11 protein-coding genes are annotated in these 18,011 nt (G+C 72.1%); 1 reads left to right on the forward strand and 10 read right to left on the reverse strand.

From position 1 onward, the window contains the following. Window position 1 precedes the first annotated feature (1 nt). The 4 genes from VGF64_10195 to VGF64_10210 are packed head-to-tail and all read right to left on the reverse strand — an operon-like array spanning window position 2 to window position 4,345. Window positions 2-916, reverse strand: coding sequence for a glycosyltransferase (locus VGF64_10195; GenBank protein HEY1635119.1), 915 nt, complete (start codon window positions 914-916; stop codon window positions 2-4). Between the two features lie 31 nt (window positions 917-947). Then, window positions 948-1,409, reverse strand: coding sequence for an ATP-binding protein (locus VGF64_10200; GenBank protein HEY1635120.1), 462 nt, complete (start codon window positions 1,407-1,409; stop codon window positions 948-950). Between the two features lie 54 nt (window positions 1,410-1,463). Continuing rightward, a complete protein-coding gene (locus tag VGF64_10205) occupies window positions 1,464-3,311 on the reverse strand; it encodes a GAF domain-containing SpoIIE family protein phosphatase (protein HEY1635121.1) in 1,848 nt (615 codons plus the stop codon). Next, on the reverse strand, window positions 3,308-4,345 hold the full coding sequence (locus VGF64_10210) for a LysR family transcriptional regulator (protein HEY1635122.1): 1,038 nt from the start codon (window positions 4,343-4,345) through the stop codon (window positions 3,308-3,310). The genes VGF64_10205 and VGF64_10210 overlap by 4 nt, the downstream gene beginning before the upstream one ends. A gap of 195 nt (window positions 4,346-4,540) precedes the next feature. Between VGF64_10210 and VGF64_10215 the strand changes: the two genes are divergently transcribed. After that, complete coding sequence (locus VGF64_10215; protein ID HEY1635123.1) at window positions 4,541-5,938, forward strand: HAD-IB family hydrolase; 1,398 nt, start codon at window positions 4,541-4,543, stop codon at window positions 5,936-5,938. A gap of 180 nt (window positions 5,939-6,118) precedes the next feature. On the opposite strand, the gene VGF64_10220 is transcribed toward VGF64_10215, so the two are convergent. From VGF64_10220 to VGF64_10245, 6 genes are all read right to left on the reverse strand, one after another. Next, window positions 6,119-10,912, reverse strand: a complete 4,794-nt coding sequence (locus tag VGF64_10220) for a glutamate synthase-related protein (protein ID HEY1635124.1) — start codon at window positions 10,910-10,912, stop codon at window positions 6,119-6,121. Between the two features lie 109 nt (window positions 10,913-11,021). Beyond that, the gene (locus VGF64_10225; protein HEY1635125.1) at window positions 11,022-11,933 is read right to left on the reverse strand and encodes a lysophospholipid acyltransferase family protein; all 912 of its coding nucleotides are present in this window, start codon (window positions 11,931-11,933) and stop codon (window positions 11,022-11,024) included. A gap of 8 nt (window positions 11,934-11,941) precedes the next feature. Beyond that, window positions 11,942-13,531, reverse strand: a complete 1,590-nt coding sequence (locus VGF64_10230; protein HEY1635126.1) for a lactate racemase domain-containing protein — start codon at window positions 13,529-13,531, stop codon at window positions 11,942-11,944. Beyond that, complete coding sequence (locus VGF64_10235; protein HEY1635127.1) at window positions 13,528-14,745, reverse strand: zinc-binding dehydrogenase; 1,218 nt, start codon at window positions 14,743-14,745, stop codon at window positions 13,528-13,530. The genes VGF64_10230 and VGF64_10235 overlap by 4 nt, the downstream gene beginning before the upstream one ends. Next, window positions 14,742-17,072: an HAD-IB family hydrolase gene (locus tag VGF64_10240; GenBank protein HEY1635128.1), complete on the reverse strand. Its 2,331-nt coding sequence runs from the start codon at window positions 17,070-17,072 to the stop codon at window positions 14,742-14,744. The genes VGF64_10235 and VGF64_10240 overlap by 4 nt, the downstream gene beginning before the upstream one ends. A gap of 246 nt (window positions 17,073-17,318) precedes the next feature. Beyond that, complete coding sequence (locus VGF64_10245; GenBank protein ID HEY1635129.1) at window positions 17,319-17,849, reverse strand: hypothetical protein; 531 nt, start codon at window positions 17,847-17,849, stop codon at window positions 17,319-17,321. Between the last annotated feature and the right edge of the window lie 162 nt (window positions 17,850-18,011).

Here is an 18,011-nt window from a genome sequence, read left to right on the forward strand (position 1 = left end):
CTCATGTCAGGGACGCTGGCGGCGGGCCGAAGTGGCCGCGCACGAAGTCGAGGATCGCCCGTCCTTCGACCCGCCGGTGGGCGTCGCCAGCCTCAGCCCGCCTGCGACACGACCGGGCCGCCAGGGTGAGTAGGGCGAACGTGCACCGGATGGCGGCCGGATAGGAACCGAAGTGCTCGCGGACGAGAAGGAGCGTGTTGCGGAGCTTCAGGTAGCGGACGACCTCGCTGTTGCCGTGCCCGGGGTTGTCGACCACGGCTCCCCAGATGATGCCCACCTTCCAGCCGGCGCGCGTCGCGCGCACCCCCAGGTCGGCTTCCTCGCAGTAGGCGAAGTAGCGCTCGTCGAACAGGCCGATCTCGGTGAGGGCCGCCCGCCTGGCCACGAGGAGGGTGCCGTGGGGGAAGTCGGCGTCCTCCCAGCCCTCGCCGGCACGGCCGGGCGACGCATAGGCGCCGATGTACCGGTCGATGACGGGCTTGGAGTCGTACGCCCGGCCGAACTCGGCGCTGACCAGACCTGCATCGGGACGGGACGACGCGGCCCCTAACATGCGGGACAGACAGCCCGGCTGGGGCAGGGCGTCGTGCGGCACCACCGCGACCCACTCGCCCTCGCCGCGCTCCAGCCACCGCCGGAGGCCGACGTTGGCCGCGGGCCCGAACCCCGTGTTGCGCCCGAGCGTCACCACCTCCACGGTGGAAAGCCGCCGGGCCAGGGCCTGGAGCGCCGACTGTCCCGCCGCGGCGGAGCCGTTGTCCACGACTGTCACGTGCACCGGTAGCCCCTGACGATGCAGGGCCAGCACCGTCCGGACACATGCCGCGGGCTGGTCGCGGTGCACCACGACGACCTCGAGGGGGACATCCCGCCTCTCGGGGCCCCACGGTGGAGCGACGGGCAGCGCCCCGATCACCACGTACGAACCGCTGGCTCTCGTCGTCGCCCTAGCGACGGGTCCAGAGCGTCACCGGCTGGCCTCGTTGGGCCTTGCGAAGGCGACGACGGCCCGGCTCGACCCGTGCGGTCGGAGATCCGGTGTCCAGCTCGAACCACACGATCTTGCCCGTATCGGCGGGCTCCGAGCCCCACGCTGCCGCCAGCTCACCGACGAGGATCATGCCCCGGCCCGTGGCGGCTCGCGGGCTGTAGCGGTGGCGGACGGGCGGTGTCGGGCTCTCGTCGGCCACCTCCACCCTCAGCCGCCCCTCGTCGAGGCGGACGGTGACCTCCGGGGCCGAGCGGGTGTGCACCACGGAGTTGGTGACGAGCTCGCTGACAAGCAGCGCCGCCACCTCATCGAGGCCGGACTCGCCCGAATCGGCGAGGAAGCCGTGCAGGAACCGCCGCGCCTCGGCGGCGCTGGACGGGTCGTGCGGAAGTGTGGTGGTCAGCTCGATGTCGGCCATCTACCCGCCGACTCCACGTTCCAAGCTGACCGGCCCGCGGGCTGCCGCACGCCATCAGCCGACCACCCTCGCCACCAGGATGGCGATGTCGTCCTTGCGCTGCTCTGCCGCCTCGACATCGGTCAGGAGCAGGTCGACCAGGTCGTCGGGCGACGCGGATGCCTGTCGCTGGGCGAGGGCGGCGAGACGGTCCAGACCGTTGGTCAGCGAGTCCACGCGGGTCTCCACCAGACCGTCGGTGTAGAGGACCAGCGTCGTGCCGACGTCGAGGGTCGCCGTTCGTTCGGTGCGATCGACATCCGGTCCCACCCCGACGAGGGTCGAGTTGGCGCCGAGCAGGTACTCGGCCCGTCCGTCCGGTCGCACGAGCAACGGGGGAGGATGGCCGGCGCTGCTCCAGGCCAATTGGTGCCGGGCGGGATCGTAGAGGGCGTAGACAAGCGTGGCGAGGGCATCTGACTCGGGTCCGCGGGCGAGCTCGTCGACCCGGCGGATCACGGACGCGGGGCCGCCGCCGGGCCAGGCGTAGGCGCGGAGAACGTGGCGCAGGGTCCCCATGACACTGGCCGCCTCGATGTCGTGGCCTACCACGTCGCCGATGACGAGCCCGACGCGCCCGTCGGCGAGGGGGAGGACGTCGTACCAATCCCCGCCGACCTCGGCCCCCGTGGTGGCCGGCAGGTAGCGGGCCGCCAGGGCCAGGCCCGGGACGGCGGCGAGCTGTTTGGGCAGCAGGGCCTGCTGGAGCACCGCTGCGGTGCGGTGCTCGCGCTGGTAGAGGCGGGCGTTGTCGACGGCCAACCCCGCCCGCCTGCCCAGGTCGCGCGCCAGCGCCAGGTCGTCCTCGTCGAAGTGGCGTTCGGAGCCCGCCGAGCCCAGCGTGAGGGTGCCCAGGACCTCGCCGCGAGCCTGGAGCGGCACGACGAGCAGGGAGCGAAGACCGAGCGACCGGTAGACGGCGAGCTGGTCCAGCGTGCGGGCACTGGCCACGAGCACGTCGTCAGTGGCCTCGTCGAGCAGCAGCGGGCTCCCGGTTCGCAGGACCTGGGCCATGGGGGCGTCGCTCGACGGATCGACGGGCACGCCCTCTTCGACCGCCAGAACGGCCGCCTCGGCGGCCGGGTCGACATGGGCCATGGCCGCCCGCCGAACACCCACCGTCTCGTCCAGCAGGTCGACCCGGCACCAGTCGGCCAACCCCGGCACCATCAGTGCGGCTAGGCGCTCGAGCGCGGTGATGGGCTGGAGCGTCTCGGTGAGCAGGCTCGTGGCCTCGGCCAGGAGAGCGACCCGAGCTCGGGCCGCCTCGGCTGTCTCTCGGGCGGCGCGCTCGGCGGCGACCAGGCGGGCGTTGTCGACGGCCAGGGCGGCGAGCCGGGCGAGGTCCTCGGCGACGTCCACGTCGTCGGGGCCGAAGCCCAGACCGGTCGCCGTGGACAGGAGCAGGACGGTGCCGAGGGTGCGACCCCGAGTCGTCAGCGGCACCGCCAGGGACGAGCAGAGTCCCAACCGGCGAAGCAGTCCCGCGGCGTCGGGGTCGGTGGCGATCGCGTCGGGCAACCCGGCAGCCAGGTCCGCCGCCTGTTGCGTCTCGCCCGTGCGCAGCGCCTCGGCCGCCGGGTGCTCGCCCGCGGCATCGGGCGGCCAGCGGTACAAGGCCTCGCGTACCTGCGCCTCGATGTCTCGATCGGCGTGGGCCACGGCCGCCCGCCGCAGCCGACCGTCGGGCTCACGCAGGTCGATGATGCACAGGTCCGCCATGGCGGTGACGGCGATGCGGGCCAGAGCGGCCAGGGCGTCGTCCTCGTCGAGACGGGCGGCCACCGATTGGCTGGCAGCGAGCAGGAAGCCCAGACGACGGGCAACCACCTGCGGGCGCTCGGCTCGAGCAGGTCGCGTCATCGCGTCCGCCTGGAGGCGGATACCCTGCTGCCCCCCTCCACGCCCGTCACCCCTCTTCCCGGATCGGACCCACCGGCGGGGCGGGCGGGTCGAGGGGCCAACCCTAACCGTCCGGCGAGCAACTCGGGCACCACGTGCAGCTCGTCAGGGGTGGTGGCCTGGTCCGTCACCACGTCGTGCAGGATCGACAGCAGTGCCCGCGCCGGGGCCGACGGCAGGCCCCGAGATCGCTGGGCCACGCCGATTCGGCGTCGGGGGATCCCCCGTACCTGGACGAGCCGCCACTGGCGCCGGAGGTACTCGGGCACCGCGGTGGCTGGGAGGATGGCCGGTCCGTGGCCGTCGAAGGTGAGCGAGGCGATCAGCCGTACCCCGTCGAGCTCAGCCCGCGGGGTGAGGGTGATCCCCCGTGGTCGGACGGCCTGGTCCAGCTCGTCACGAAACGACGTCCCCGGCAACGGCAGCAGGAGCTCGAGCCCGGCGAGCTCGGCCAGGTCCAGAGGTCCCCGCTTGGCCAGGGGATCGTCGGCCCGGACGACGAGCACCAGGTCCTCTTCGAACAGCGGGGTGAAGGTGAGGTCGGCGGTCGGGGCCGGAGGGTTGACGACGGCCAGGTCCAGCTGACCGGTGGCCAGCTGGGGCTCCAGTGATGTGGAGATGCCATCCACCACGACAAGGTGGAGCTTGGGGTGTCGCGCCGCCGCCGTCTGGAGGAGGTGGGGAGCGAGCCAGCGAGCGGTGGTCCCGACCATGCCGATGCGGACGGTGCCGGCGACCTCGTCGCGGAGCGCGGCCAGGTCACCGAGGACCGCCTCGAGCTCGACACCGACGCGTCGGGCCCGGGCGGCGACCGCCTCGCCCTCCTCGGTGAGGTCGCCGGTCGAGCGGTCCACCAGGACGGCGCCGACCTCGCGCTCCAACCGGGCGATGTGGGCCGACACGTTGGACTGGACGGTGCTGAGGGCGTCGGCCGCGGCCGTGAAGCTGCCCTGGTCGGCGACCGCCAGCAGGGTGTTCAGCTGTCGAAGATCCATCGCTTCAAATGATGACACATATCGTCAATAACTGTTGGACAGATGGCAGCGCGGCGTCGATAATGGTCGCCAGACCACAGAGGGCCGCGATTCCCCCCTCCCGGCACCTCTGGGATCTGAGTGAAGGGACCGGCTACCCCCCCGGCCGGTCCCTTCGCCGCGTCTGGGGGATGACGCGGGAGTAGCGTGAGCGCGATGAGCCCCGGAGCCGCCTTCTTCGACCTGGATCGCACGCTCCTCAAGGGTCCGAGCGGACCAGCGATCAACCAGGCGGTCGCCGAGGCGGGCCTGACCGGCGGCCGCCGCCTGCCGGGCGAGGCGCTGCTGTTCGGCATCTACAACCTCATGGGCGAGACGCTGCCGTCGATGGCCCTGACGAGGAGCGCGGTGCTGATGGCCCGCGGCTGGCCGGTTGAGGTCGTCCGCCAGGCGGGCAAGGCGGCCGCCGATCGGCTGGAGGCCCTCGTCAGCCCGTACGCCCGGCCGTTGCTGGCCGATCATCGGCGCGCCGGGCACCCACTGGTCATGGCCACCACTACCCCGTACGACCTCATCGCGCCCCTGGCCGAGCGCCTCGGCTTCGACGACGTGGTGGCGACCCGCTACGCCGAGGACGACGGCGTGTACAACGGCCGCCTGGTAGAGGGCTTCGTGTGGGCTCGGGGCAAGCTCAGTGCCGTGAGTCGCTGGGCGAGCAACGCCGGCGTCTCCCTCGACGAGAGCTTCGCCTACTCCGACAGCGTGTACGACCTTCCGCTGCTGTCGGCGGTCGGCCACCCCCACGCGGTGAACCCCGACCTCCGCCTGCTGCCGCTCGCCCTGCTCCAGCGCTGGCCCGTGCTCCATCTCGACGTGCCTCCGGGAGTGCCCAAATTCATGGGCATGGAGCCCCTCGATCTGGCGCGAATGCTGGTGCAGCCCCAGTTGCTGCCCTTCGTCCGGCTCGACATCGGCGGCCTGACTCACATTCCCAAACGTGGTCCGGCGGTGCTGGTGGCCAATCACCGGAGCTATTTCGACGTTCTGGCGCTCGGCCTCACCGTGTTGAAGAGCGGGCGCTCGCTTCGCTACCTGGGCAAGAAGGAGGTCTTCGACGCGCCGGTGATCGGCCCCATGGCCAGCGCCATGGGCGGGATACGGGTCGAGCGGGGGAGCGGCTCGGACGAGCCGCTGCGCGAGGCGGCGCATGCGCTGGAGGCCGGCGACCTGGTGGCCATCCAGCCCCAGGGGACGATCCCGCGGGGCCGGGACTTCTTCGATCCCGTGCTCAAGGGCAGGACCGGAGCCGCCCGCCTGGCCGCCATGACGGGCGCTCCCGTCATCCCCATCGGCCTCTGGGGAACCGAGGCCGTGTGGCCTCGCTCGTCGCGGATACCCAATCTGACCAACGTCGTGCACCCGCCCTCGGTGCGCACACGGGTGGGCCGACCGGTCCGCCTCGAGCTGACCGACCCCGAGGCCGACACCGAGCGCATCATGGCCGCCATCGTCGACCTGCTCCCTCCGGAGGCCCGGGTGCCCCGGGAGCCCACCGCCGAAGAGATCGCCCGGGCCACGCCCGCCGGTCGCCAAGCGGAGGCCCCCGCCCGCTGACCCTGGGGCCAGCGGCAGGAGCGGGCAGCGCTCCATCGGCCCTCGTCGTGTTCCACCTTCGGTCGAAAGTGGCCCTCCACCGCCGGAGCTCCGCGCCCAATCACTGACAGCGGGGGTCGGCTACTCCCGTTGACTGCACGGCGTCTGGGTGGCAGAAACCCGAAAGACCCGTTGGCCCGGTCAGGCGCTGGCGACGACCCGCCCCGCCTGCTGGGTGGTGATGCCGGCGATGCGGTCGACCGGGGCCACGAGCCAGACCTCGTCGATGAACTCGTTCCACCTGCCGAGCAGCGCGCCGGCACGGGTAGAGCCGGTGAGCTCGTGGTGGCGCTCGACCAGCCACCGGAGCTGGTCGACGTGCTGGGAGTCGGGGCGCCCGATGGCGACCAGCGCGGTGTTGAGCCGGGCGGGGAGCAGGGCGCGCGGATCCCAGACGTAGGCGGCGCCACCGGTCATCCCCGCGCCGAGGTTGTAGCCCACGGGGCCGAGGATGACGACCGTCCCACCCGTCATGTACTCGCAGGCGTGGTCGCCGGCCCCCTCCACCACGGCCGTGGCACCGGAGTTGCGCACGGCGAAGCGCTCACCCGCCGAGCCGGCGATGAACAGCCAGCCGTCGGTCGCGCCGTAGAGGCAGGTGTTCCCGGCGAGCACCGGGTCCCCGGCGTCGTTGCCCGGCGGGCGGATGACGATCCGTCCTCCGCCCATGGCCTTGCCCACGTAGTCGTTGGCCTCGCCCACCAGCTCGAGCTCGATGCCGTGGGTGAGGAAGGCGCCGAAGCTCTGTCCCGCGGCTCCCTCGAAACGGGCAACGGCAGTGCCGAGCGGCGCCCGCCCGCCCCACTCGAGGGCGATCGTTCCCCCGAGCGACGCCCCGACGGCCCGGTCGCCGTTGGCGATCGGGTACGACAGCTCGATGTCCCGACCTTCCCACACTGTCCGGAAGGCGTCGGCCTCCAGGCGATCGCCGAGCTGGGACCGCGGACGCTGGATCGGGACGCTGGCTATGAAGCGGCGGGGGGCCGCACTGTCGCCGGGGGGGACGAGGAGCGGGCCCAGGTCGACGGTGTCGATGCGCTCGTCGTCGGTCGCCCGCTGGCGCAGGCACTCCACCCGGCCGATCGCCTCGTCGAAGCTGCGCAGGCCGATCGAGGCCATCAGGGTGCGAGCTTCGCCGGCCACGAAGAGCAGGTAGGCGGCAACGCCCTCCGGGGTGCCGGCGAACTTGGCCCGCAGGTTGGAGCGCTGGGTGGCGATGCCCGTGCTGCAGGTGTCGCGGTGGCAGGCGCGCAGCATGATGCAGCCCTCGGCCAGCATGGCGGCAGTGCCGAACGAGTATTCGTCGGCGCCGAGCAGGGCGGCGATCAGCACGTCGCGACCCGTCATGAACCCGCCGTCGACCCGTAGGCGGACGCGGTCCCGGAGGCCGTTCTCGATGAGCACGGTCTGAGTCTCGGCCAGTCCCGTCTCCCAGGGCATGCCGGCGTGCTTGATCGAGGAGAGGGGAGAGGCGCCCGTGCCGCCGTTGCAGCCGCTCACCTGCACCACGTCGGCCAGCGCCTTCACCACACCGGCGGCGACCGTACCCACCCCGTCGCAGGCGACGAGCTTCACCGACACATGGGCGTGGCGGTTCACCTGCTTCAGGTCGAAGATGAGCTGGGCCAGGTCCTCGATCGAGTAGATGTCGTGGTGCGGCGGGGGCGAGATGAGCGAGACACCCGGCTGGGTGTGACGCAGTCGGGCGATCTCCTCGGAGACCTTGTGGCCGGGGAGCTGTCCGCCCTCGCCCGGCTTGGACCCCTGGGCGATCTTGATCTGGAGCTCGTCGGCGTAGGCGCAGTACTGGGGTGTGACGCCGAAGCGGCCCGACGCGATCTGCTTGATGCGGCTGTTCTTGTCGCCCGAGGGCTGACCGCGGGTGAGGAACCGGAAGGGATCCTCGCCTCCCTCACCACAGTTCGACCGCCCCCCGATGAGGTTCATGGCCTCGGCCAAGGTCTCGTGGGCCTCGGCCGAGAGCGACCCGTGGGACATGGCGCCCGTCGAGAAGCGCTTGGCGATCTCGGCGGCCGGTTCCACCTCGTCGATCGGAACGGCGGGGCCGATGGGAATCAGCTCGAGCAGATCCCGAAGCTCGGTCGGCGGCCGGCCGTTCACGAGCTCGGCGAACTTGACGTAGATGTCCTCGCGATCGCCCCGGATGGCCTGCTGGAGCAGGTGGGCGGTGGTCATTCCATTGAGCGCGTCGACGACGTCCTTGTTGTGGGCGTGGTACTCGCCGCCCCGCTTGAGATCCCGGTAGTAGCCCGGGTTGCCGAGCTTGGACCGGCCGCCGCGCCGCGGGCGCTCGCCCTCTTCGTCGCCGTCGTCGTCACCGTTGTCGGTGGCGCTGGCGCGCTCGGCTCTGGGCGGGATCCGGGCGGTCTGCGTACCTTCGGTCTGGCGCGCCGCCTTGGCTTCTCGCGCCGCCTTGGCTCTGGCTGCCAGGCGCTCGGCCCTCGCCTCCTTCGATTCCCCGTCGCCGTCACCGTCACCATTGGCCTGGCGCGCCGCCTTGGCCTCCCTCGCCGCCTGGAGCTTGGCGGCCCGGTCGCCGTCGCCGGCCTGGCGCGCCGGCGCGCCGTCAGCGTCGCTTGCGGCGCCGTCGCCGGCGGCGTCGGCGAGGCCGGACTCGGCGTGCCGGGCGAGCACGTCCTCACCCAGCTCCCGCCAGCCGAGGCCACCGACGGGGGAGGGCGTCCCCGCGAAGCACGTCTGCACGACCTCCGCACCGAGCCCGACGATCTCGAAGATCTGGGCGCCACGGTAGGAGTCCACGGTCGAGATGCCCATCTTGGACATGATCTTCAGGACCCCGTCTTCGACTGCGCCCTGATAGTTCTCCTGGGCGGCAGCGCTCACCGCGCCGCCCTCATCCGAGGCGTCGGCGTCGGCGGCCACGCTCTGGAGGGCGAGACGGGGGCAGATGGCGTCGGCGCCGTAGCCGAGGAGGCAGGCCACATTGTGAGTGTCGCGGGCGTCGTCGGCCACCACGACCAGACTTGTGGCCGCACGCCGGCCCTCGGACACGAGCCGGTGGTGGATGGCACCGGTGGCGAGCAGCGACGGGATGGGGGCCCGCTCCGCGGAGACGCCGTCCTGGGTGATCACGAGCAGGCCGCTGCCGCCGGCGACCAGTCGGGCGGCCTCGTCTTGCAGGCGCTCCACGGCCTCCTGCAGGCCGGCGGCGCCGGCAGCGATCGGAAAGGTGGCGTCGAGCACGGTCGGGCGGAACGGAGCCGCGGCCTGCCCCCGAAGCTGCGCCAGGGTCGAGGGTGTCACGAAGAACGAGGGCAGCTCGAGCAGATGCGCGGCCTCGGGTCGCTCCGACAGCAGCGCCGAGCGGGGCCCGATCAGGGTGCGGAGGCTCATGACCAGCCGCTCGCGGAGGTGGTCGATGGCCGGGTTGGTCACCTGGGCGAAGCGCTGCTTCAGGAAGTGGTGGATGGGTCGGGGACGGCCGGCCCAGTTGGGAAGAGGGGTGTCGTCGCCCATCGAGAAGACCGGCTCCTTGGCGTCAGCCGCCATGGGCTTGATCACCATGCGCATCTCCTCGACCGTGTAGCCGTGGGCGAGCTGACGACGCTCCAGCTCCTCCGCCGGCGGCGTGTCCTCGACGGGCCGCCCGGGCGCGAGCTGGACAAGACCGTCGGCGGCCCAGCGGGCGTAGGGAGCTTTGGCGGCCAGCCGGTCCTTGCATTCGGCGTCGAGGAACACGCCTCGTCCCGGATCCACGAAGATCATCTGGCCCGGCCCCAGACGTCCACGCCGCACCTCGCCTCGTCCGGTCAGGTCCACCGCGCCCGCCTCTGAGCAGCAGGCGACCATCCCGTCCTCGCAGATCGTGTAGCGCAAGGGGCGAAGACCGTTGCGGTCGAGGGCGGCGCCCACGCCCGCTCCGTCGGTGAAGATGAGCCCGGCCGGCCCGTCCCAGGGCTCGACGAGGCAGGCGTGGTAGCGGTAGAAGCCGAGCACCGCTGCGTCGAGGTCGCGCTCGCCTTCCCACGCCTCGGGCACGAGCATGGCGATGGCGTGGCGGATGTCGCGTCCGCCCCGCACGAGCACCTCCACGGCCGAGTCGATCCGCCCGGAGTCGGGCTCGGTCTCGTCGAGCAGGGGTCGGAAGAGCTCTTCGGGGCCGAGGTCGGCTTCCTCGGTGCCGAGCTTGGCGCGCGCCCGCATGCGGTTCTGGTTGCCGGCGATGGCGTTGATCTCGCCGTTGTGACAGAGCGTGCGGAAGGGCTGGGCCCGCTCCCAGGTGGGCAGGGTGTTGGTCGAGAACCGCTGGTGGAACACGACGAGCGATGAGGCGAAGCGCTCGTCGGACAGATCGAGGTAGTAGCGCGACAGCAGGGGTGCGGCCACCAGGCCCTTGTAGGCCACGGTGTGGAACGAGGAGCTGGCCACGTACGTACCGCTGGTCGTTCCCTGGATGCGCCGACGCAACCGGTAGGCGGCGCGCTCGTCCGGTTGCGGAGCCTCGAGGATCGCCTGGAGGAACTCGGGGCGGCTGCCCTGGGCCAGTCCGCCGATGTGCTCCTCGTCGGTCGGGGGCGTGCGCCAGCCGACGACCTCGATGCCCTCCTGGGCGGCCGCCGCCTCGACGGCTGGGCGGGGATCGTCACCACGGACGAAGAGGCTGGCGACCCCGTGGGGCACTCCGCCGGGGCCCTCGCCGAAGATGGCGGTGGGGATGCCGAGGAGCACACCCGATCCGTCGGCGGTGAGGGCGTCGGCGGCGACGGCGCCGCGGTGGGTCATGCACGCGAGCGCCGAAAGGGCCGTCTCGACGATGTCGCGTGACGCTCGACCCTCCCGGTCGGCCACGAAACCAATGCCACACGCGTCTCGCTCAGGGCGCACTTGGGTACCTCGCAACGTCAGATAGATCCGAATAGGTGAGCAAGCCGTGCTCGAGGCGCCATTGCCCACGTACCCGCCTGACCGGCAGGTAGCCGCAGCGCTGCGGATTCAACCCGGAGCTGGGCACCTCAAGATACCGCACGCGACGCGTTCTCAGCGCACGTTGCGCCCCTCCGGGCTAGCGACTGGAGCGTAGCGGCCAGCGCCGGGAGGTCCGGTCGACCGCAACCGGGCGATCACCGTTCAGCGCCCAGGCCCGCCGCCAGGCGCCGATGGCGGGACCGCCGAGGCTGGGTGTCCGGCCGGCCGCGGCACGACGCCGGGCCGACCACCAGTCGGTGGCCGTCTCGTCGGCCAGCGCGGCCACCGCGGCCTCGATGCGGCCAGAGAATCGTCGGGCGTCCTCGTCGGGCTCGGGGCGCAGCGGACGTCCGACGCAGACCCGCGTCGAGCCGGGTCGCAGCGTCCCGCTGCCCCGGGCGAGGATCCGGCGGGTGCCCTCGAGATAGATGGGAACCACGGGCAGCCCCGAGCGCGTCGCCAGGTAGCCGGCCGACGCTGGTCGGAAGGGGCGCGCCCAGCCGTCGGGAGTGCGCCCCCCTTCGGGGAAGATCACCATGCTCCAGCCTCGACGCAGCAACTGGCCCGCTTCTTCGGCGGAGCGCCGGTTGACGCGCTGGCGCTCGATGGGGATGGCGGCGATGGTGAACGACCAGAGGGCGGCCTTCCACCGGGTGTCGAAGAAATAGTCGGCGCCCGCTCCGACGAGCGTCCGGTGGCGGAACCGCGCCGGGAGGATCGACAGCACCAGAGGCAGGTCGACGTGGCTGGCGTGGTTAGCGGCGAAGATGGCGGGGCCGTCGAGGTGCTCGATGCGGTCGAGGCCGTCGACGCGCGGTGAAGCCAGCGCCTGGACCAGGGGCCGCGCCAGCCAGTCGAGCAGGGCTGCCCGGGCCACCCGAACGCCGTAGCGGCGCGACCAGGCGGTGTCGTAGTCGACGCCCACCGAGCGGTCGCGGGGCGGCAGCTCCACTCCGTCGGGCCACGTCGGTGCGGCCCACGGGAACGACGGTCGAGGGACGACGGGCACGAGGCGACTCAGCTCACGTTCGCCATCAGCAGCGGCGGGGCGTGCAGGTGCGTGATCGACGGGTCGGGGCCGACGACGTCCTCCGCCATCTCCAGTGCATCGCCGAGGCCCGAGGCGGGCTTGAAGCCGAGGCGCCTGACCGCCCGCCGGTCACCGCCCACCACGATCACGGCGCCCAGGTGCTGGAGGGCGTGGGCACCCCAATACCACATGTAGAAGGGGTGCACGCCGTGGTAGGCGTGACCGGTGCGGTAGAGGTGGATGTACCAGGGGTCGGTGGCGAACGCCTCCTCGTACTTGGCCTCGATATCGAGCGGGTCGGTCGTCTCGGGCAGGACCTGCTCGAAGAAGTCGATGTAGCTGGGGTGGTGGACCGGGTCGAAGGCCCACGGCGTCGGGTGGCTCATGATGAGCGCGCCGCCGGGACGGACCAGGGGCTTGCCTCGGTACATGTTGAACAGGTAGCCGAGGCCCAGGCACATCACGAGGACGGGGTTCATCACCGAGTTCACGTTGTAGGGGCACAGGTAGGGAAGGCCCATCGTGAGCACGTCGGTCTGCCCGGCCACCTCCACGCTCTGCTGGACCTTCAGGTGCTCAGCGGCCTGGGTGTGCACCGCCTCGACCTCGCCGGCCTGGACGCTGGTCATCGCGTGCGGAGCCCGGATGGACTGGAATATGGAGCGCGCCAGACGCTCGGGCGTGCGCTCCAACGACTTGGACACGGCCAGGAAGCCGGCCCTGTCGCGCACCGACCACTCCCACTCCCGACGCTGGAGGAACCGGAACTGATCGGGAAACGTGTCGTTGTTGAGCGTGGTCTCGATCTGGAACACGTTCACCCCGCTGGCGGCGATGTGCCGACCCATGCGCCAGTTGGAGGAGTGGAGCTCGGACCGGTGCTGGTCCATGAACGAGCGGCTGTGCTGCATGGTGCGAACGTTGTGGTGATGGCGAAGGCTTCGGTAGCCGGCCAAGCCGGTGGCGACGCTCTTGTGGCCGCCGTCCATGGGAACCAGGTCGATGTTGACGTAGACAACGAGGTCGCTGGTGGCCGCACGCCGGTTGATCTCCACGTCCTCGCCGGCGTCGGTCAGCCCGAGGTGGAGCATGCCGTCGGGGTCCTCGGCGTCGTGCTGGGTGAGCAGCCCGTGGGGAGCGAAGCCGTCGTACACACGGTCGCCGAGGATGTGTCGCAGCTCGGGCTCGGTCATCCGCCGGTGGAGGGCGAGCGCGGCGACCAGCACCACGTCGTCGACGCCGGCCTCGGCGGCCATGTCGAGCACCGCCTCGATCACCCGCTGGCGGATGTCGGGGCTGCGCATCGGCGGCAGGGGGAGCGAGATGTCGTCGAAGGCGATGGTGAGACGCATGCCGGCACGTAGCAGGGCGGGCAGGGGCTTGCTGTCGCCGAGCGGGTTGCGCAGGGCGTGGCGGATGGCGGCGTCGGGGTCCTCGAGGGGCCGGTGGGCCTCCGGCGGGTAGACCACCCGCGAGCCGACGGGCAGGCGCTCGAGACGGAAGCCCTCGCCGTGCCACATCAGCGTCGGCGGCGTCGAGCGATCGACCTCGAGCACGAAGCCGGGGCGGGGACTCATCCGGTCACTCCTGTCTTGCGCCAGCGAGCTTGCTCGCGCAGGTCGAACACGACCTTCGTGGCACCCCGCCGGCCGGCGGACCCTGCGTGCTCCACGGCGTCCTGGAATCGCTCGAGCGGGTAGTGGGCGGACACCAGGCGGTCCAGGCCGGCGTGGTCGACGAGCTCGAAGGCGAGCTCGAACGTGCGCGGGCGAGACCCGTTACCGCCTGTCGACTCCCGACCGTACGCGTAGGCGCCGGTCAGGCTGATCTCCCGGTGCCACAGGGGCGTCAGGTCGATGCGGGTCGCGCCGGGCATGCCCACCAGGATGACCCGACCTCGGGGTCGGACGACGGAGAGAGCGTGCTCGATCGAATCGGCGCTGCCCACGCAGTCGAGCACGACGTCGGCACCGCCCGTCAGCTGGGCGCCGGCGGCGAGCGAGCGGGTGAGCCGGCGAACGGCCCGGGGGACCTCGCCGGGATCGACGACCAGGTCGGCACCGAGCGCCGAGGCCAGCTGTCGCTGGGCCGGATGCTTGGCACCCGCCAACAGCGTGCCGGGGAGGGTCAGCTGGCGGAGAGCGGCGATGGTGCACAGGCCGAGTGTCCCGGCGCCGAGCACGACGACGGTGGATCCCTCCGTCACGCCGGCGGAGAGGGCGGCGTGGACTGCACAGGCCGCCGGCTCCACCATGACGGCGGCTTCGTCGCTCAGCCGGTCGGGGACGGGATGGAGCTGGCTGGTGTGGGCGACGAGGCCGTCGGACCAGCCGCCACCGGTGTCGGCGCAGTAGCCGGTCTGGAGCCCGGCCTTGAGGTGGCCGAAGGCGACCCGCTCGCAGCCACCTGTGTCGCCGACGGCGCACGCCGGGCAGGGAGGGTCGACCCCCCGGGCCCGGCAGCCCAGCACGGGCTCGATGACGACGCGGCCGGTCAGCGCGCGGTCAGCGCCCTCCACGTCGCCGACCACCTCGTGCCCGGGGACGAAGGGGAGGCTGACGATGGGCTCGAAGTAGCGCGAGCTCTTGCCGTCCAGAGTCGTGAGGTCGGAGCCGCAGATCCCGGCCAGGCGGGGCCGCACCCGGGTCCAGCCGGGGCCGGGAAGGTCGGGTGGGTCGATGTCGGTCAGCCGCAGGGGAGCCACGGTCACGCCCCGACCGGAGCCGAGCGACGAGACAACTCGAGCCGCCGCGTAGCGGGGGATGCTCCGCTCGAACAGGAGCGCCTTCATGACACCTCGCTCGGCGTCGCCGGGCGGGGGGCGAAAGGAAGCAGGTGCCGGGGAGCGCCGGGTGACCTGGTCCAGTTCTCGACGTGCCAGCCGCGCTTGCGGGCGATGGTCGCCAGTTTGGCCTCGGGGTTGACGGCGACGGGGTGGCCCACCGCCTCCAGCATGGGCAGGTCGCTGCTCGAGTCGGCGTAGGCGACGGACTCGGAGAGGGAGAGGCCCTCGGTCTCGGCGTAGTCGGCCATGACCATGGCGCGGGCTTCGCCGGTCGGTGGCGGCTCGACGAGCTCGCCGATCATGCGACCGTCGCGCTCGGCCAGGCGGGCGCAGACGATGTCGTCGAATAGCGGGCGCAACGGCTCCACGACGAGGTCGATGGCTCCCGTGATCAGCAGCGTCCGGTGGCCCCGACTGCGGTGGTCGCGGACCCGCCGGATACCGTCCGGGAACGACTTGGCCAGGATGAGGGCGCTGAACATCTCCCACGCGTCGGCGCGCACCTGCTCCGCCGGGGCCTCGTCGTAGTGACGGTAGAAGGCGCGTAGGAAGTCGCCCCGGTCGCGACGGTCGAGCGCCAGCATGCCAGGCACCTCGCGCAGCGTGCGGAGGGTGAAGCGCAGCCGGTCGCCCTCGTTGAGGTGGCGGGTTGCCAGCCAGGCGTAGGACTCGACCACGTTGGAGGCGACGAGGGTGTTCTCGAGGTCGAAGGCGGCGAGATGACGCTCCGGTGCGAGGACGGCTCGGAGTCCGCGCTCGGCGCGCGTCGGCCCGACCCGTGGCCCCGGAGTGGTGCGGACTCGGGCCTGGGTGACCACCGACGGCAGGTGCACCTCGTGGAGATAGTGGGCCCAGTCGATGACGGCGGGGTCGAAGCAGAGGGCTCGCCGATCGGCGTCGTCGGTCCGCTCCCACAGCGACAGCAACCGGTCGACCCGGAAGCGGGCTTCGGTCTCGGCGTACGACCCGTACAGCTCCACGTAGCTGAGCGCCCGCTCGGCCTGCTGTCGCCGCTCCTCCAGATGTGAGGCCAGCTCGGCGCGGCGGCCCCGGAGCGGCAGGGCGCCCATGAGCCGCTCGGCCGCCTCCAGCCCCTTGCCGGCCCGGCTGAGCTGGCGCTGCACCTTGCCCCTACCGGGGAACGACCAGTTGGGCACCACGATGGGCTGGCCGCGCGAGTCGTACAAGGGGTGCTCGGTGAACCACGACTCGGCCAGGCTCACCAGGTGGTCGTAGCGCAGCGGGTTCCTCGTGCCCGAGGCCACCTGGTAGACATCGGGCTGCTCCGGCGGACCCTCGGCGGCCACGGCAAGGATGGCGGCCACGACCAGGTCCACTGGGATGACGTCGACCACGCCTTCGGGCACGCCCGGGAACTGTCCGAGCAGACCCCGCGCGTACGAGATGATCACGGGCTCGGCCATGCGGAATCCCCTGATCCATCCGGGATGGGGCTCGGCCAGGGCCGACTCGATGATCGACGGTCGCACGATCGTGAGCGGAAGGTCGCCGCGGTTCTCGAGGAGGGCCCGCTCGCCGAGGGCCTTGGTGTAGGCGTAGGCGTCGGGCCAGCCCAAAGACTGGGCCCGGGTGCGACCCAGCGCGACAAGGTGCTCCTTCACCCACTCGTCGCGGAGGCGTTCCGCTCGTTCGGCCAGCAGGGGGCCGCCGGCCGCCCCGAGCTCGCCCCTGGCCGCCTTGGTGAAGTGGGCCAGACGCTCGGGCTGTCGGCTCTCGGCGTCGGCGTCGGAGCGGGCCCGGCGGGCGGCGGCGACCTCGGCCCGCCAGTCTGCGTGTGTGGCGTAGGCGGTCTCGGTCAGCAGCGCCTCGGGCGCGTCGCCCCGGCGGGTGCCGGCTACGTAGGCGGTGGAGACGGCGATCAGGTGCGGACCGGGCCGTCCCGTCTCGCCGAGGGTCTCGGCGAGCCGGGACGGCCCGAGCAGGTTGACCTCGACGGCGGTGTCGAGCGGTGCGTCGAAGCTCACCGTGGCGGCCGAGTGGATCACCACGTCGCAGCCGGCGAGGACGTCCGATTCGTCGGGTTCGAGGCCCAGGCCCTCCTGCCCGACGTCACCCGAGATGACGCGGAGCCGGCGCGAGGTCTCGGCGTCGAAGCGGTCGCCGAGCTCCGCCCGCAGGCGGTTGAAGCAGTCGTTGCGCAGGATCTCCCGCTGCAGCCGGTGGGCGGCGGTGGCCCGCCGGCCGGGCCGGACGAGGATGGCGACCTCGCAGTCGGGAATGGTTCTGAGCAGCCGCTCCACCAGCGCAGTGCCGAGAAAGCCGGTGGCGCCCGTCACAGCAATGCGTTTGCCCCGCAGGGCTTCACCGATCACGGCACCTCTCTAGCATCCGGTCTCGATCTGCCTCCATGGGCCGGCCGTCCACATCTGGGCCGGCCTCCCGGGCCGTCCTCGATCATGGGGCCGGATTTGCACCGTGGACGGCCCGGCCTGGCTCTTCGGGTCGTGCCGGCATTCCGGGCCGGCTCTTCGCCTCGTACCGGCCTTCGGGGCCGGCTTCACTCGATGTCACCTTGGACGTTCCGCGCGTCGGGTTGGTGACAGGCGCCCTCGCCAACCTCAGCTCTTGGGCGGCGTGTAGCGCCTCGATGCAGGTGGTGGTTTGCGCCGGGTCGGGGTCTCGTCGCGCTGGCCCCGGCGCAGAAGGCCGCCGCCTCGGGGCCGTGATCCGGCCGACGAGTCCGAGCTCCGGGCCGGGATGCTGCCGCGGCCTCGGGCCGGCGTGGCCGGGGCGCCGCCGGTTGCTTCTCGCTTCTTGGCCGCCTCGTCCCGGGCCTGGCGGCCGGCGGTGATCACGAGCCACCCGGCCAACCCGGCGTAAGGGATGGCGAGAAGCGGGTAGTTGCCCCAAGGGCCGATGAAGGCGAGGAAGAGCGCAGCCAGCCCCACGATGTAGCGCTTGTTGACCAGCAGGGAGCTGGCCAGCAGCCCGGCCAGGATGAGCCCGCTGATCAGGGCGAGCAAGGGTGTCGTCTGACCCTTGCGCACGTGGTCACCGAGCTGGGGAATCCAGATGGCGAGGACCACGACGGCGGCCAAGCCCGCCGCGGCCAGCGTGATCTGGCGCTGCCGCTGGTCCAGCGGGTTCACGACGGCCCCGGGCCCGGCGGTACCGACGCAGCAGGGAGCGGGTCGGGGGCGGAAACACTCTCCATTTCGCCCACGCTACCTCTCGACGGGGCTGGTCCCCCGGGGCTCGCCCAGGGCAATCGGGCCCTCGTCGAGGGCGCTGCTGCCCGTCGGAACGAGGAC

The sequence above is a fragment of the Acidimicrobiales bacterium genome (assembly GCA_036491125.1).
Classification (GTDB): domain Bacteria; phylum Actinomycetota; class Acidimicrobiia; order Acidimicrobiales; family AC-9; genus AC-9.

Coding starts and splice junctions, on each gene's coding strand:
- VGF64_10200 (HEY1635120.1), bottom strand. CDS start 1,409: ATGGCCGACATCGAGCTGACCACCACACTTCCGCACGACCCGTCCAGC.
- VGF64_10205 (HEY1635121.1), bottom strand. CDS start 3,311: ATGACGCGACCTGCTCGAGCCGAGCGCCCGCAGGTGGTTGCCCGTCGT.
- VGF64_10210 (HEY1635122.1), bottom strand. CDS start 4,345: ATGGATCTTCGACAGCTGAACACCCTGCTGGCGGTCGCCGACCAGGGC.
- VGF64_10215 (HEY1635123.1), top strand. CDS start 4,541: ATGAGCCCCGGAGCCGCCTTCTTCGACCTGGATCGCACGCTCCTCAAG.
- VGF64_10230 (HEY1635126.1), bottom strand. CDS start 13,531: ATGAGTCCCCGCCCCGGCTTCGTGCTCGAGGTCGATCGCTCGACGCCG.
- VGF64_10235 (HEY1635127.1), bottom strand. CDS start 14,745: ATGAAGGCGCTCCTGTTCGAGCGGAGCATCCCCCGCTACGCGGCGGCT.